General features: G+C 72.9%; 10 protein-coding genes and 1 rRNA gene. 4 read left to right on the top strand and 7 right to left on the bottom strand.

Translation table 11 applies throughout. The annotated features are described in order from the left end of the window. The first annotated feature begins 158 nt into the window (after nucleotides 1-158). Nucleotides 159-275: ribosomal RNA gene (gene rrf, locus AB0C12_RS06670) — 5S ribosomal RNA — on the top strand. Between the two features lie 143 nt (nucleotides 276-418). Here rrf and AB0C12_RS06665 read toward each other — a convergent pair. Then, nucleotides 419-2,380, bottom strand: coding sequence for a hypothetical protein (locus AB0C12_RS06665; protein WP_360544887.1), 1,962 nt, complete (start codon nucleotides 2,378-2,380; stop codon nucleotides 419-421). An 18-nt stretch (nucleotides 2,381-2,398) separates the two neighbouring features. Here AB0C12_RS06665 and AB0C12_RS06660 point away from each other — a divergent pair, with 18 nt between their 5' ends. From AB0C12_RS06660 to AB0C12_RS06650, 3 genes are all read left to right on the top strand, one after another. Then, the gene (locus AB0C12_RS06660) at nucleotides 2,399-3,214 is read left to right on the top strand and encodes a Replicase polyprotein 1ab (protein WP_360544885.1); all 816 of its coding nucleotides are present in this window, start codon (nucleotides 2,399-2,401) and stop codon (nucleotides 3,212-3,214) included. Continuing rightward, the gene (locus tag AB0C12_RS06655; RefSeq protein WP_360544883.1) at nucleotides 3,211-4,188 is read left to right on the top strand and encodes an HAD-IIA family hydrolase; all 978 of its coding nucleotides are present in this window, start codon (nucleotides 3,211-3,213) and stop codon (nucleotides 4,186-4,188) included. Before AB0C12_RS06660 ends, AB0C12_RS06655 begins: the two co-directional genes overlap by 4 nt. Nucleotides 4,189-4,327: 139 nt before the next feature. Then, nucleotides 4,328-5,800, top strand: coding sequence for a DUF4407 domain-containing protein (locus tag AB0C12_RS06650; RefSeq protein WP_360544881.1), 1,473 nt, complete (start codon nucleotides 4,328-4,330; stop codon nucleotides 5,798-5,800). A 38-nt stretch (nucleotides 5,801-5,838) separates the two neighbouring features. Here the strand turns inward: AB0C12_RS06650 and AB0C12_RS06645 are convergent, their stop codons facing one another. The 6 genes from AB0C12_RS06645 to AB0C12_RS06620 are packed head-to-tail and all read right to left on the bottom strand — an operon-like array spanning nucleotide 5,839 to nucleotide 15,797. Continuing rightward, nucleotides 5,839-8,118 (bottom strand): hypothetical protein, encoded by a 2,280-nt coding sequence (locus tag AB0C12_RS06645; protein WP_360544879.1) that lies wholly within the window; start codon nucleotides 8,116-8,118, stop codon nucleotides 5,839-5,841. Further along, nucleotides 8,115-9,902 carry a hypothetical protein gene (locus AB0C12_RS06640; RefSeq protein ID WP_360544877.1) on the bottom strand — a complete coding sequence of 596 codons (1,788 nt, stop codon included), beginning with the start codon at nucleotides 9,900-9,902 and terminating at the stop codon, nucleotides 8,115-8,117. Before AB0C12_RS06640 ends, AB0C12_RS06645 begins: the two co-directional genes overlap by 4 nt. After that, the gene (locus AB0C12_RS06635) at nucleotides 9,902-10,177 is read right to left on the bottom strand and encodes a hypothetical protein (protein WP_360544875.1); all 276 of its coding nucleotides are present in this window, start codon (nucleotides 10,175-10,177) and stop codon (nucleotides 9,902-9,904) included. The genes AB0C12_RS06640 and AB0C12_RS06635 overlap by 1 nt, the downstream gene beginning before the upstream one ends. Nucleotide 10,178: 1 nt before the next feature. Continuing rightward, complete coding sequence (locus AB0C12_RS06630; RefSeq protein ID WP_360544873.1) at nucleotides 10,179-11,585, bottom strand: hypothetical protein; 1,407 nt, start codon at nucleotides 11,583-11,585, stop codon at nucleotides 10,179-10,181. Then, nucleotides 11,578-12,306 carry a hypothetical protein gene (locus AB0C12_RS06625; RefSeq protein ID WP_360544871.1) on the bottom strand — a complete coding sequence of 243 codons (729 nt, stop codon included), beginning with the start codon at nucleotides 12,304-12,306 and terminating at the stop codon, nucleotides 11,578-11,580. The genes AB0C12_RS06630 and AB0C12_RS06625 overlap by 8 nt, the downstream gene beginning before the upstream one ends. Next, entirely contained in the window at nucleotides 12,303-15,797 is a 3,495-nt protein-coding gene (locus tag AB0C12_RS06620; protein WP_360544869.1) for an FtsW/RodA/SpoVE family cell cycle protein, read from the bottom strand. Before AB0C12_RS06620 ends, AB0C12_RS06625 begins: the two co-directional genes overlap by 4 nt. Nucleotides 15,798-16,280: the final 483 nt, after the last annotated feature.

Below are 16,280 nucleotides of genomic sequence, written 5' to 3'. Positions count from 1 at the left end.
AGTCGACCGGTACTAATAGGCCGAGGGCTTAACTACACCAAACTTGATGTTCGACCGCGTCCACTGTGTGATTCACAGCAAACAACCACCCTGCCCGGAAGGGACCCGTGAGGGGTTCTTCTGGGTGCTGGGGTGTTGGTTGTGTCGCTGATAGCTGTTTCGGTGGTTATAGCGGAGGGGAAACGCCCGGTCTCATTCCGAACCCGGAAGCTAAGCCCTCCAGCGCCGATGGTACTGCACTCGGGAGGGTGTGGGAGAGTAGGACGCCGCCGGACTCAACGTACAGTCGAGGGCCTTCCCCATAGGGGTTGGCCCTCGACTGCTTTTGTGCGTCAGGGCCCTAGTAGCGTTGGGTGGACGCGCGCTCGACCCGCGCCCCCGCGCCTGATGGCTGGGCCGGCACCTGAACGATCTTGTACTACCCGTAGTGATCTGCTCCGTACTTGATGTGCTCCGGCGGCCCCGCCGATGTTGTGAGGGCCTCGCCGAACTTGGAAGGACTTGACCCGTGAACCCAGGACCGCAGGACGGCGGCTCCAGCAACCGCGACGACGAAGGCCGGGACGGCCGCGGTCGCGACGGAGGCTCCGGCGCGAACCCCCGCGGTGACCGGGGAGACCGAGGCGGCCCGCGCCGCGAAGGTGGCTTCCGAGCCGGCGGTGACCGGGGCGGTGACCGCGGTGACCGGGGCGGCTTCCGCGGCGGCGACCGCGACCGGGGAGGTTCGTCCGGCGGCGACCGAGGTGGCTTCCGGGGTGGTGACCGTGACCGTGGTGGATACCAGGGTGGCGGGGATCGGGGTGGCTCGTCCGGTGGTTACCGCAGCGGCGGTGACCGTCCGCAGGGCGGCGGCTATCAGGGTGGCGGCGACCGCGGCGGGTTCCGGAGCGGTGGTGACCGTCCCCAGGGTGGTGGCTTCCGTAGCGGTGGCGACCGTCCGCAAGGCGGCGGGTTCCGCAGTGGTGGTGACCGTCCGCAGGGTGGTTTCCGTGGTGGTGACCGTGACCGTGGTGGTTACCAGGGTGGCGGCGACCGGGGTGGCTCGTCTGGTGGTTACCGCAGCGGTGGTGACCGTCCGCAGGGTGGCGGCTATCAGGGTGGCGGCGACCGCGGCGGGTTCCGGAGCGGTGGCGACCGCCCGCAGGGTGGCGGCTTCCGCAGTGGCGGTGACCGTCCGCAGGGTGGTTTCCGTGGTGGTGACCGTGACCGTGGCGGTTACCAGGGCGGCAGTGACCGGGGTGGCGACCGCGGTGGGTTCCGCAGTGGTGGTGACCGTCCGCAGGGTGGTTTCCGTGGTGGTGACCGCGACCGTGGTGGATACCAGGGTGGCGGCGACCGGGGCGGCTCGTCCGGTGGTTACCGCAGCGGCGGCGACCGTCCGCAGGGCGGCGGCTATCAGGGTGGCGGCGACCGCGGCGGGTTCCGCAGTGGCGGTGACCGTCCCCAGGGCGGCGGTTTCCGTGGTGGCGACCGTGACCGTGGCGGCTACCAGGGTGGCGGCGACCGCGGCGGGTTCCGCAGTGGCGGTGACCGTCCCCAGGGCGGCGGCTTCCGTGGTGGCGACCGTGACCGTGGCGGCTACCAGGGCGGCGGCGACCGCGGCGGCTATCAGGGTGGCGGCGACCGCGGTGGATACCGTGGTGGCGACCGCTCCGACAGCGGCCCGCGCAGCAGCTTCCAGGGTGGTTCCGGTGGTGGTTACCGGGGCGACCGTCCTCAGAGCGGCGACCGTGGCGGCTACCAGGGCGGCGGCGACCGGGGTGGATACCGCGGTGGCGACCGGCCGGGCAATCGCCCCGACGGCGGTTACCGAGGCGACCGGCCCCAGGGTGACCGACCGCAGGGAGACCGTCCCCAGGGTGGTGACCGCGGCGGCTTCCGCAGCGGCGGTGACCGTCCGCAGGGCGGCGGCTACCAGGGTGGCGGCGACCGCGGCGGATACCGCGGTGGCGACCGTCCCGCCGGCGACCGCGGCCCCCGTGACGGCGGCTTCCGCGACCGAGCACCCCGCGACGACCGCGGCCCTCGCCCGGACCGGGCACCTCGTGACGACCGTGGCCCGCGCGACGACCGCAACTTCCGCAACGACCGCCCGGCCCGCGACGACCGGGCACCCCGGGACGACCGGGCACCTCGGGACGACCGCGCGCCTCGGGATGACCGGGGCCCTCGGGGTGAGCGTGGCTTCGAGCAGCCCGATCTGCAGCAGCCCGCGTTCCAGGCGCCCGAGCTGCCTGAGGACGTTGTCGCGACGGACCTCGACAAGGAGGTTCGCGCCGAGCTGCTGAGTCTGTCCCGGGACACCGCCGACCTGGTCGCGCGGCACCTTGTTGCCGCCGGTCAGATCATTGACGAGGATTCCGAGCTGGCGCTTCAGCACGCCATCGCCGCTCGGCGGATGGCTTCGCGGATCGCTGTGGTGCGGGAGGCCGTCGGGCTCGCCGCGTACGCCGTGGGGGACTGGACCACCGCGATTGCCGAGCTGCGCACGTACCACCGGATGACGGGGCGGCAGACGCACCTGGCCGAGCTGGCCGACTGTGAGCGGGCCCTGGGCCGGCCGGAACGGGCGATTGACCTGTTCCGTGGCGCGGACAAGGACAGCCTCGACAAGGCGGGCGCGATCGAGCTGCTCATCGTGGCCGCCGGCGCCCGTGGTGACCTCGGGCAGCACGACGCCGCCGTGGCGATGTTGCAGGTCCGGGAGTTGACCGCTGACGAGGACGCCGAGTGGGCTGTCCGGCTGCGGTACGCCTACGCCGACGCGTTGCTCGCGGCCGGCCGGCGGGACGAGGCCCGGGAGTGGTTCGCTCGGGCCGCGGCCGCTGACGAGGACAACTTGACCGACGCGGCCGAGCGGCTGCTCGAGCTGGACGGCGTCACGATCGAGGGCGACGAGCCCGAGGACGACGACGACCAGCCCGTCGAGACCTCGGCCACCGCGGCGGAGACGGACGCCACGGCGGAGACGGACGCGGACGAAGCGGACGGGGAATACCGCGACGAGGCGTTCGCCGACGAGGACGACGAAGATGACGAGGACGACGACCTGATCGAGGACGTCGACGCCGGCATCGACGAAGACCAGGTGACGGAGGCCGAGGCCGACGAGCCGGAGGCCAAGGCCGCCGACGTCACCGGCGACACGGCGGAGGACAAGGAAGACGCCGCGGAGGCCGAGACCGCCGACAAGAACGACAAGGACCGCGCGTGAGTCTGGTTGAGGCGTACGACCTGGTCATTTTTGACCTGGACGGCGTCATCTACCTGATCGACAAGCCGATCGACGGGGCGGCCGAGGCGGTCGAGCGACTGCGCTCGGCCGGCACGGCCATCGCGTACGCGACCAACAACGCGTCGCGGCGGGCCCCCGATGTCGCCGCGCTGCTCACCGGCATGGGTGTTTCCGCCGCCGCCGACGAGGTGCTGACCTCGGCCGGTGCGGCGGCCGCCCTGCTGGCCCAGCGGTTGCCCGCCGGTGCCCCGGTGCTGGTTGTCGGGGCGGAGGCGTTGCGGGCCGAGGTGCGCGATGCCGGGCTTGTTCCGGTCGAGCGGTTCGAGGACGAGCCGGTGGCCGTCGTGCAGGGTTACGGCCCGGACGTCGGCTGGAAGGTGCTGGCCGAGGCTTCGCTCGCGGTCCGCGCCGGGGCGCTGTGGATGGCGACCAACACCGACCGCACCCTGCCGAGCCCGCGTGGCCCGCTGCCGGGCAACGGTTCGCTGGTGTCGGTGCTGCGGACCGCGCTGAACCGTGAGCCCGATGTGGTCGTGGGCAAGCCCGCGCCGGCGTTGTTCGAGACCGCGGCTTCGCTGTCGAAGTCGCAGCGGCCACTTGCCGTCGGCGATCGGCTCGACACCGACATCGAGGGTGCGGTCGGTGCGGGCATGGACAGTCTGCTGGTTCTCACCGGCGTCAGCGGGCCCGCGGAGCTGCTCGCGGCCCCGCCGGAGCGGCGGCCGACGTTCGTGGCGGCGGACCTGTCCGGTCTGTTCGGTCCGGCACCCGCGGCCCGGCTCGCTGCCGGCAGCGACGAGCTCGGCGGCTGGCGGCTGGCCGACGGCAAGCTCGACGGCTCCGGTGACCCGGTTGACGCGTTGCGGCTGCTGACCGGCTTCGTCTGGGACGGCGGCAAGGCGCAGGCCGGCTCGGGCGCCGCCCGGGAGCTCTTCGCCGCCTGGGGGCTGTAACCGCTGCTCGTGAACTGTCGTTGATCCCCCGTGGGCACCACGCCTACGGGGGATTTCCGTGTCCGGGACGGCCGGAGATAGTGGACTCCCAGAGTCCGACGGGAGTCGACAGTCAGTGGCTGCAAGCGCACACAAGGACATGAATTCCCCGCGGCGGGGGTTGCTGATCTGGCTCTCCGGCGCCGACCCCGACACCCTTTCGCGGAGCCCCCGCGAGAAACGCAAATACTCCGGGCTGGGCGGCGTCGTGCTGACCACGGCGGCGATGGCCGGGCTCTCCGCGGGCTTCGCCCTGCACACCGGGGTGCGGGCCCCGCTGGCCGTCTCCGTCGGAATCGGAGTCCTGTGGGCGCTGGCCATCGCCAACCTGGACCGCTGGCTGGTGGCCGCGGCGGGCCGGCGTGAGCTGTGGTGGCAGAACCTGGCCACGCTCGTACCGCGGATCCTGCTGGCGCTGGTCATCGGCGCCGTGGTTTCGACGCCGCTGGTGCTGTGGATCTTCCAGCGGGAGATCCAGGCCCAGCTCACCATCACCCAGCAGGTCGAGCGCAACACCTACGAGCAGAAGCTGCGGTCCGACACCCGCTTCGCCGTCATCCCCGCGTTGCAGGCCGAGGTCACCAAGCTGCAGCAGGTCGCGGCCGGTTCGCTGGTGCAGGATCTGGTCGGTCAGGACCCCGGGGTCAAGCGGGACCAGGCCGAGTACGACGCGCTGGAGAAGCGGTACAGCGAGGCGCGGGCCAAGGCGATTGCCGAGTTCGACGGCTCCGACGGCACCGGGCAGAAGGGTGGCGGGCCGGCGTACAAGACGAAGTTGCGGGCCGCCGGTGAGTTGCGGGAGCAGCGGGACGCCGCCAAGGAAAAGCTGGAACGGTCCCGGAGTGCCGCCGCGGCGCGTCAGGCGTCCACGAGCACCAAGGAACAGGCGACCGCGCAGACCGAGCTGGCCACCAAGGAAGCGGAGCTCGCCCGGCTCAAGAGCCAGAAGCAGGCCGAGGAGGACCGCTACCTGATCGACAGCGGCAACGACCGGGGCCTGCTCGCTCAGCTGGAGGCGCTGAGCCAGATCACGGACAGCAACACCACGCTGAAGACCGCGTACCTGACGCTGCTGTTGTTCATCACCGCGATCGAGATCCTGCCGGTGCTGACCAAGTTCCTGCTCAACATCGGGCCGCCGACCGCGTACGACGAGATCCTGGCCACCGCGGAGAAGAGTGACGTGGAGGCGGCGCGGACGCGGATCGAGTTCGAGCGCGAGCAGGAACGTCAGGAGCTCGAGGCGCGGGCGTTGCGGCAGGAGCAGATCCGCAGGGAGACCGCCGGCCGGGAGACGCAGGTGGAGACGGAGATCCGTAAGCGGGAGCTGGACCGGCGGCACGGCGAGGAACTGCACCGGCTGAACGGCGCCCCGGCGAACGAGACGGCTACCCGCCGTACGCTGCGTTTTCCGGGCCCGCGCCGGGTCAAGCCGGACCGGAGCGGCTACAACGACTGGCCGGCGGACGAGTCGGCCACCCGGCCGGCGAACCCGGGGACGTCGGTGGCCGTGCCCGATCCGGAGGCCGAGGGCGGCACCGACGCCACGATGCCGAGGTGGCGCTTCAAGTGACCGGAGGGGAGAGCCGGGCGGCTCTCCCCTCCGGCGTCTCAGCGGTTGAAGTAGACGGTGGCGACCAACTTGCCGCCGGGTGAGCTTTCCCGGGCATCCACCAGCTGGAACGGTACGTCCTTCAGGTCCGGGGACCGCTTGAGGGCTTTCTCCAGCTCGGCCGCCCGGCTCAGGTCATTGCCGTAGTTCACGAGCGTGACGGAGGCCGGGACGGCACCCGGTGACTGCGGGTCGAACTGCTGGCGGAACGTCCGCTCGTCGTCGGTGCGGGATCCGGGCGCCAGTGGCGGCATGGTGATCGTCTTCGGTGGGAGGCGGACGATGCTCGCCGGCGCCGGCGCCGGCGCCGGCGCCGACGCCGTCCGGGTCGGCTGCGGCGGCACGGGCGCGGCGCCGTCGGTACGGGTGGCGATGAACGCGCCGGCGGAAACGAGCACCGCGACGGCGACGACACTCCCAGCGAGATACACGGGTCCCCGGCCGGAGAACCGCTGACGCAGGCCGGTGCCCTGTGGCCCCGGAGTACGCCGGGAGATGGTTTTGAAACTGCCGGTGTCCTGGCCCCAGCTGAGCGGCTGGGTCGCCGGTGCCGGTCCGCTGGTGGCCAGCTTCAGCGCGGTGGCGACCTGGGACGAGGCGTTGTTGTCGTAGCCGATGACCCGGCAGCGCTGCACGAGGGAGCTCGTGCGGGGCGCCTCCGGATCGAGTTCCAGCAGCGCTTCCAGGGCGCCGTACATCATCCGCTGCAGCCGGGTCGAGCGGCCGCCCGCGAGCTGTTGCTGCACGGTGTCGAGCATGGCGTCGATCCACTGCTCGTCGCAGCGGCCCTGCAGGGCGGTACGGGTGAGGTCCCGCGCGAGCCGCTGGAGCACGTCCGGATCCGTGCCCGCCCGCGGCGTCTCCATGGCCGACAGCCACAGCATGGTCCCCACGGCCTGGCTGGGCAGCGGCTGCAACTGTGTCGTCAGGGAGCTCAGGAACCGTAGCGGCTTGGCCGCCAGGACCACCTCGTCGTGCGCGGCCTGGGTGTAGATCAGATGCTCGTTGAGCTCGCCGACGACGATGCCCGCGTCCGGCGGGAAGTACTCGCTGTCGGCCTGCGTGGTGAGGCCCAGCCGCTTGAGCCACGCGCGGGCGGCGACCCGGTCCTTCAGGTCGCCCAGCACGCCGGACCGGGTGATCCAGCCCTCGGTGACCGACCGCAGGCGCTTGGGCTGCGGATAGGCGCTCAACAGCAGGGTGGCCAGCCGCTCGTGCCAGGCTGTCAGCTCCGGCCGCTCCGCGGTGGGCAGGCCCAGGATGTTGTCCGGCCGGTCGTCCTGCGCCCGGATCACGCCGGTGAGCAGGGCCTGCTCCAGCGGCGCACTCAGCTCCTCCCGCAACACGCGGACCGCCTCCACCGGTTCCTTACCGGCCCACTCGGTGACCAGCGGCAGGTGGCCCTCGGCCAGCCGCCGGCGACCGCCGGGCGTCTGCACCATGGACGGTACGTCGTGCCACTCCGGTACGTGGTTGGCGTGGCCCAGCTCGACCAGCATCTCGTCGAGAGTGAGCTCGCCCCGCAACAGCTCGGGGTCGGGGCGTTTACCCGTCGCGGCATAGTGCACCAGGTACTCGAAGCCCCGCCGTACGGCAGCAGTGCCCAGCCTGGTCTTGATCTCCTCCTCGGTCACCGGGCCGCGGCGGAACCACTGGTCGATGCTGTCCGCCCGGTGCGGTTCCTGGCGGCGGAAGTCCGCCGGCCAGCCGCCGGCCACGACCCGCAGCTCGGGGGAGTCCGGGCGTTGCAGCATGCACGTCGACCAGGACCAGGAGCGCAGCTCGCGTTCGGGCAGCACGCGCAGAACAGCCGGGATGATCGCCGCGGTCTGCGCCGGGTCGCCGTCCACCGGGACGGCGGCCTGCCGGGTCACGATGCCGCCGAGCACCTGCATCACGACGGTCTGGAAGCGCTCGTCGTCCGGGAGCTCCGGCCGGTCCTCCGCGGCCAGCTCGGTGCCGGCGGTCCAGGCGTCCAGGGCTGACATGCCCTCGGCCGCGAACGCGAAGCGGCAGGTGCCGGCGACCCCGAACGGCCCTCGGCGGCCCTGCACGACGAAGCACCACAGCCGGCGGCCCTGCACGGCGACGCGGCGCAACGTCCACACCGGATGGCCGACCGTCGAGCGGATGCCCTCGGGTGGCTGGTTCAGATCCGCCTGCAGCAGCCGTTCGGCGGCCGCCCAGTATTCGCGGGGTGCGGCCGGGCCCACGTCGTGCGGGCTGAAACCCCGGCCGGTCAGGTCGGCCCACTGCACCATGATCATGCCGTCGGTCATCTACGAGCCCTCCCAAGAACGGCCAGCAGGAGTTGGGTCAGTGCGGCGGCGCGGTCGTCGACGCGGGGGAAACGGTCGCGGGGGTCGAGCGGCTTGAGCCGGATGTCGTCCACCGCGATCGGTACGGTGGCCAGCGGCGAGCACAGGAAGAACCGCAGGGTGATCCACGGTTCGCGGTGCATCCGGAACAGGGCGCTCTGCTGGCCGAGGCCGTAGGCGAGCCCGCAGCCGACCGCCGACATGATCAGGTCCCGCAGCAGGATCAGCGCGCCGGAACCGGGCTGCAGGGCGCTGTCGAGGTGCTCGTCGATCGAGGGGACCCGGACGTGCTGCGGCACCTCACTGGTCATGTCCCCGCGCGGGATGCTGACCTCGTTGTCGGTGCCGACGTGGACCAGCTTCCAGAACTCCTCGGGCTGCGAGAAGTGGTCCAGCAGCCCGCGCGCCACCTGCACGGCGCGGCGCTGCCGTACGGCGGGCTCGGGGTTGTGCGCGCCCCAGATGTAGGTCAGCAGCTGGGTGGCGCCCGGATCGGCGCCCGCGCCGCGCGACCAGCGGTCCATCGCGACGGACAGGTAGGTCGCCGTGCCGCGTTCGACCTCGCCCGGCGCGCCGATGTCCCGCAGGTCCAGGCCGGGCTTCTCCAGCGCCGCGCGGATCAGGTCACACTTGCTGATCGCCACCAGCATCTGCAGCGGCCGGCCCTCGTTGGTCGCGAACAGCCCGTCGACCATGGTGATCTGCAACCCGATGTCGTCCTGGATGGACTCGCGGTTGCCGCGCACGACGTCGGCGCCGGACGCCTTGACCGTGCCGGGCCGCAGGCTGCCGTCGAGCAGCAGCCGCTCCTCGGCCACCGACTCGGTCGTCATCCACTCGGGCGCGTTCGGGGCGACCGCCGGGTCGACGACCCACAGCAGTGCGTCGAACGAGCGCAGCATCCCGGCCTCGCGGCGGTTGTTGCCGCGCTCGTCGAACAACTCACCGGGCAGGTCGGCCACCCCGGTCCAGGTGCGCCGGCCGGCGCTGTCGGTGCGTACCACCAGCGGCTGGCGGAACTGCTTGCCCCACTGCTGAGCCCGGCGTTCGCCGTCGACGACCGTACGCCGGACCAGCTCCTGGATCGCCGCGAGCGCGTCCCGCAGCTGGTCCTGGAGCATGCCGGCCGGGGTCGCCTGGCCGTCCGTACCGGTGGGCTGGATCGCCTCCCCGGTCTGCCGGGTGTCGTTGTACTTGCCGATCCGCGAGGTCAGCGGCAGCTCCTCCAGCGGGCTGAGCTTGCGCAGCCGGATCCGGCCCGGATCGTCCTGGGCGTCCCACCGGGTCAGGTTGTCGAGGTTCTGCTTCAGCATCCGGACCAGCAGGTACGTCTTGCCGCTGGCCGGCGCGCCCATGGCCGCGACCATGTTCCACTCGTCGATGGTCTGGCGGGCCTCGTCCGGCCGGCGGGCCGGACCGGCCCGGAAGACGGGCGTGGCGTCGGGGAAGATGTGCCCGCCGCCGCAGAGCAGGTAGACGAAGTCGACCTCATGCTCGTTGAAGGCCGGATCCAGCGACTCCGCCGGACGGTAGTTGCCGGCCAGCATCGTCACCCGCCACGGCATCCCGTTGCGGCCGTCGGGCGCGCCGACCTCGAGCCGGAACGACGGCGGCATCATGAACCGGCCGGTCTCCGGGTCCAGCGGCGGCTGGGCGGCGCCGAGCAGCTGCCGGCACACCGGGCAGGTGCTGCCGAAGCGGCTGGTCGGGTCCTCCGGCGGCGGGGGCGGCTTCGACCAGCGCATCAGCCGGCCAGCCAGACGACCAGGAACGACAGCACCGCCGCGGCGCCGCCCAGCACCAGGCCGGCGGCGGCGCCCCAGCGGCTCCCGGTCCGCGCGGCCACCCCGAGGTAACCGGCCACGCCCGCCTCGACCTCCACGAACGCCGGCTGCCCGGAGCCGGGTGCGGCATCGATCCAGTCGCCGAACTGGTGGCCGTACCCGGCGAAGTGCTCGTCGGGCTCGCCGCACTGCCGGGCCACCCGCTGCTCCAACGCCTCACGCCATGAACGGTTCACGTCATCCCCCGCCCGCCAGAACTCCCAGCGCCGCCCCGGCGACGACGCAACCGACAACCCAGATCGACAACCAGAGCGCGGCCCGGCGCAGGGCCACCGCTTGCGCCTGGCGGCCGATCGCGTCGTACGCCCGGTGCACCCGCTCGGGTCGCGTGGCCGGACCGTGCTGGGCGTACGCGCGGATCTGCTCGATGGCGCCGGCGAACGCGTACACCAGGTCGGTACGGGTGCCCGCCGCGACCGGAGCCGGCTCGTCCGCGCACCGCTGCTCGGCCGCGAACACCTCGGTCAGCCACGACTGCGCCCACGGATGCGGTGACTCGATGGCGATCTGCCCGCGCGGCCCGGTGCCGAACGGCTGGGCCAGCACGACGATCAACGGCTCCCAGCGGGGATCGGCCCAGTGCTCCCGTAGCGCCTTCAGCACCGCCTCCTCGCTGTCGGCCACGCGCTGCGCCGGGTTGTCGGGATCCGTGTGCAGCAGCGTGTGTTCCACCCAGTGCCGGCCGGCGAGCGCGCACAGCACCACGATGAGGAAACCGAAGCGGTCCTGGGCGTAGAGCAGGCCGGGCGTGAGGTTCCAGCCGCGGGCGGTGTCGTGCCGCATGCGACGGATGCCGCCGTACTCGTAGAGCTCGGTGCCGCGCAGGACGGCCGGCGGCGGGTCGGCCTGGGTGGCGGCGTCCGTGTCGATCAGCACGTAACCGCTGCTGTCCTGGTTGGCGCACCAGCAGACGTTCTCCGGCTTGATGTCGCAGTGCGCCCACTTGAGCTGGTGCAGCTGATCCAGGCCGGCGGCGAGCAGGCGGAAGTCACCCAGGTGCTCGGTGCCGGGCCAGCGCCGTACCGGCTCCCAGCGCAACAGGTCGATCTGCGGGGAGACAGCCAGCAGGTACAGGTCGGGGCGGGCGCCCTCGCCGATCCACGACGGCAACCGGCGGTGCAGCTGCGCGACGATCTGATCGGACGGGGTGCCGAGCCGGGTGGTGACCGCGCCGGAGAGCTGTTCGAGCTGGCCGTCACCGCGGACCACCTGCACCGGCACCACGGCCCAGGGCGGCTCGACGGGGGTACGGCGGTCCGTACCCCCGAGGTAGCGGTTGGCCCGCTGCAACGCCGTCGCCTGCTCATGCAGGTGCTGGCGCAGCGCCTCGGCGTCACCGAGGTCGGCGCAGCCGTAGATCTTCACGTGCCAGTCCGGCCAGCCGTTCCGCTCGTTGGTCGCGGTGGTGAAGATGACCTGCGTGTGGATGCGCCGCAGCTGACCGGTCGCCCCGCCACCGATCGGCGGCACGTCGAAGTCGACGCTCTTGCGTTCCCGCCCGCTGGGCGGGGCGACGGTCAGCAGCACCTGCCACTGCGGCCCGCTGAGGTCGATGACCATCGCGGGTTCGTCCGGATCAGCCATGGCCGCCCTCCCAGGCGAGGTGGTAGTCGAGCAGGGTGGACGACGCGGTGCCGTCCGTGTAACCGATCGAGCCGGCCGGCCCGGCCTGGATCAGCCGGCCGTCCGGGTGCAGCGGGGTGCCGTCGATGGTGACCAGGTAGTCGGGCCGGATCCGGGACCGGGCGAACTCGACGCGGTGGCCGTCGTGGCGCAGGTACAGCAGCTCGCCGCGGGGCAGGAAGGTGGCGTACTCGGGCAGGCGTACCGAGGCGTCGGGGCCGGCCCGTCCGGTCCAGCGGCCCAGCGGCACCCAGCCCGGGGCGGAGGCCAGGTGGCAGACCCAGCGGAAGTCGGCGCCGTACCGCAGGGTCAGATGCGCGGTCGCGGACGGGACCATCGGCGGCGGATCTGTGCTGGTCAGGGGCAGCGTCTGCTTCGGCGCGGGCAGGGCCGGTGGCTGGATGAGGAACTCGTGGCCGGGCTCGGGCAGCGCCGGGTCGACCGCGAAACCGACCGAGACGACCCGGGCCCGCGGGAGCTGCGCGTTGATGTGCTGGTGGACGATCCGGTGCACCTTGCCGCCGAACTCCCGGCTCATCGGCGTCCGGGTCAGCACGGACACCGAGACCCGCAACGAGCCCGGGTCCAGGCCGCCCGCGTTGACGATCGTGCAGTAGCGCCCGACCGCACGCCGGAACGCATCGAGGACAGCCCGTTCGAAGCGGGCGTCGGCCGTACTCATCGGGTCTCTCCGATCGCTGTGCCCATCACCGCGGCGAGCTGCCGGGCCCGCGGGCCGCCCCCGGCGTCGTCGCCCGCCTCCACGACGACCGCGTAACCGAGGGGACCGCGGGGGGTGTCCAGGAACCCGCCGGCCCACGAGTTCCGACCTGCGAAAACGCCGGTACTGCCGCGGGCCAGCGCAGCCCGCAGCTGCCGGCTCGTCGCCGCGCTGAGCGCCTGTTCCGGCTCGACGGTGGCCACCGGTGTGGTGCGGCCGGTGCCCGGATCGGTGACGCTGCTGATGAGCCGCGGATGCACGGCCCGGCCGCCGTTGGCGACAGCGGCCATGACCGCCGCCAGGGCCAGCGGGGTGCCGGCCAGCTGCGGTGACTCCCCGGCGTACGCGCCCAGTCCATCCACTGTGGGCACGCAGGAGGCGGCGGTGCCGACCAGGCGACCGGCCGGCCACGGATCGTTCGTGGGGCAGTCGCCGGTCTGCAGCCCGAACCGCTGGGCCTGGGCGGCGATCGCGGGCCAGCCCAGACGGCCGGCAAGCTCGACGAACACGGCGTGGCAGGAGGCGGCGAGGGCGTCGGGTACCTCCGTACCCGGGCAGTCGTCTCCGGCCGGCGGCTCGCCGGCGCGGTCGCTGTCCAGATACGCCGCGGCCACCACCACGTCGAACGCGGAACCGAGCCCGTAGCGGCGACCGAAGCCCCGGTTGACCTGCGCGTCCGCGTCGGCGGCGGGAGCCGGTCGCGGGGCGTGCGACCAGCGCCAGCACGAGTCCTGGCCGATGTCGTCCCGGCTGCGCCGCGGGCACCACGGATCGGGCCGGCCGTCCGCGAGCCGGCCCTCCGGATCCGGGCGCACGTAGTAGTTGTGCGAAGCGGCGAACTTACCGGCGGCTGCGGCCTCGGGGCGAGCAGGCATGACCTTGGTGGGCGCGACCGGAGTGCTGGCGCTGACGAGCACGTCACCGGAGGTCGCGTCCAGGACGACGATGCCGGCGGGGGCGCCACCGCGCAGCGCCTCGGCCGCGGCGTGCTGCCACCCGGGATCGAGCGTGAGGCGGACCCGGCCGTCGACGCGGCCGCCGGCCGGCGGGGGCAGCAGGCGGTCCCCGAGACCGGGCCCGGCGGTACCGGAGATCACGGCGGGATAGCTGCGTTCCACGATCCCGGCCGGGCCGCCGGCGACGCGGATCAGGCCGGTGAGATCAGCCGGGGTCAGTCCGGCCGGCCGGCTCGCGGGCACCGGCTGCCAGCCGTCGCCGGTGCGGTCGAGGACAAAACCGGGCCGGTCGCCGAAGCGCAGCTCGACCCGGGTGCGGGCCTGGGCGATGAGGTCGGTCGAGCAGGCTGCCGGGTCCGGCGCCCGGGCGGTGAGTCCGGCGCGATCAGCGGTACGGGCTGGGCACGTGACCCGATGCGGGTCGTAGACGGCCGGCAGCCGCAGGCCGGCTAGCCGCGGCGCCGAGTAGGGGACGAGGGTCAGACCCGCCACGACGGCGACCATCGCGCCGACCGTGACGAGCGAGGTGCCGACGCGGGCCGGCTCGGCGGGCTCTGTCCCGGCCCCGGCCAGGGCTCCCGGTCGGGCCTGGGCCCCCGGTCGGGCCTGGGCCCCCGGTCGGGCCTGGGCTCCCGGTCCGGTTCCGGGCCGGTTTCCGGGACCGGCCGCCCGGTTTCCGGGCCAGGCTCCTGCCCATGCTCCTGGTCCGGCTGCCGCCTGGGCTCCCGGTCCGGCTCCGGTCCCGGGCGCCGGCCGGCTCGGGGTGGCCGGGCCGGTCGTTCGGGTTGCCCGGTTCGCTGAGGTGCGGGCGGCCAGCAGGGTCAGGATGATGCCGAGCGCGACCGTGAGCGTCGACTGCCCGCCGCGGGACAGGAACGGCGCCGGGATACCGGTGTGCGGCACCAGGTTGGCCGTCGCGGCGAGGACGAACAGGAACTGCCCGACGATCATCGCGCCCAGTCCGGCGCCGAACAGCATGGCCAGCGGTGGCCGTTCGTAGCCGGGCGGGGGCGCGTTGGCCCGTACCAGTCCGGCGCCGAGCAGGACCACCAGCAGCCCGACGGCGATGACGACCAGGCCGCCGAGTTTGTTCCAGACGACGGCCAGCACGAAGTCGGTGGTCCCGGCGGTGACCGCCCCGGCGGCCGTGTCGCGCAGCCCGCGCCCCCAGAGCCCGCCGTCGGCGGTGGCCGCGATCGCCCGCGCGACCTGCGAGCGCTCACTCTCGACATCGGCGGCCAGTGACCGGCGGCAGGGCACCTGGCCGGCCGGGACCGCCGGGCCGGACTCCGTGCGCGTGTCGACGGCCATGCAGGGCGCGTCCCAGCGGAAGACCCAGGGATCGTTCCAGACCCGGCCCCGCTCCCCGACATAGTCGGTGCTGAAGAGGCTCACGGCCCCGACGATGAAAAGCACGGCAAGCGCAATGAAGATCCGGTACGCGGACAGCATCCGTACCGCCCACCCGGCCCGCCCGGGGTCCCCGCCCCGGTCCTGCTCCACGTTGCGCCGGGTGGCGGCCCAGGTCACCCCGGTCGTCATCAGCGCGGCGGGCACCACGGTGCCGAAGTCGTGCCGCAACCCGCTGGCCACGGCGACCAGCCCGAACAGGGCGAGCGGCAGACCGAGGAAACGACCGGCGCGATACAGGGCGCGCAAGGTGGAGCTCCGCCACACGCTGCCGGCGCCGTCACGGATGTCCCGCCACGTGTCCAGGACACTGACGGCCCGGAACCGGAAGCTGTCGCGGGCCACCACGAAGGCCAGGGCGGCGAGCAGGAGGAGTTTCCCGTACTCGGGGGTGGCGACCGGCCCGGCAGTGAGCGCGACCGACCCGGAGCCGAAGAACAGCGGCAGGACGAACGGCAGGAGAACAACGCCGGCGAGCGCCGCGGACAGGGCGGCGGAGTGGATGTGCTCCAGACTGTCGGTGCGGGTGGTCCAGGTGACGGCCCGGCGTACCCGCTGGGCTCTGCGGCCGGCGGACCGGCTCAGCCAGGCGACGAGTCCGAGCACGACGGCGATCCCGAGCGCCGGCTGACCCAGCGCCGACCATGCCTGCCGCAGGGCGTCGGGGGCGAAACCACTGGCGAACGTGCCGCCCGGATCACGCACCACGGCGAGCCGGACGACGAGCAGCGCGCCGAACTCCAGCAGCAGCGTCGAGACGACCAGTACGGCCAGCAGGGGTCCGGAGACGCTGAAGACCCGGCCGTCGTCGGACAGCCGCCCGCCCATCCGCAGTCCGGCGTGCCCGAGCCCGGCCACGGCGGCGACCACGACCCCGACCCAGAACGGGTACGGCGCACCGGCCAGCAGAAACGGCAGGGCGACGAGAACGTGCGGGACGGAGAGGGCGAGCGCGGGCCAGTCCCGCAGCCCCCGGCCCCGGACAACCTCGGGCCGCAACAGCCACCGGCCGGCGCCGGCAACGCCCCAGAGAAGACCGGAAAGAACAACAAGCGTGCCGAGAGCCGGCCCGGTGACAAGATCCACGATGACGATGTGCCGACACCTCCGCCCGGGTATCTCAGCTCAGCGGGAATTCCCTCCGGAACCGTGCGGACGACGCAGCCGGGGATACAAAAGGTAAGCCAGCGGCGGCCGATCACGTAAACGGCCGAATGGCCCGGGGCGGGCTCGGAAGGGTGATGAGCCACGACCGGGGTAAGCGGAAAGGCCGGAGCGGGTGGGCTGTGGATGGTGGTAGGTGGTCGGCCGTCCGGCTGTTGTCCGGCTCGGGATCGGCGACGCGGTGCAGGTCGGGCGGGTGGAGGGGGCCGGGTTCGGATGGCTGATGAGAGAAACCCTCCGGAATGGTGGTCCGGAGGGCATTCGGTGAGCTTCACCCGGGTGGATGACGGCCATTCGGTGGGTCCGGCGCGACGGAGTCCCGGCGATAATGCGGGCCGCGGCCGTGACATTTGTCGAGCTCGCCGAAATGCGTCACGCATTCATCTTGAGCGGCCCGCGCCGGAT

Source organism: Actinoplanes sp. NPDC048967, assembly GCF_040649415.1.
In the GTDB taxonomy this organism is placed as follows: Bacteria; Actinomycetota; Actinomycetes; order Mycobacteriales; family Micromonosporaceae; genus Actinoplanes.
Note: the sequence above shows the minus strand (reverse complement) of the source record. Positions and strands in the feature narration are given on the sequence as shown.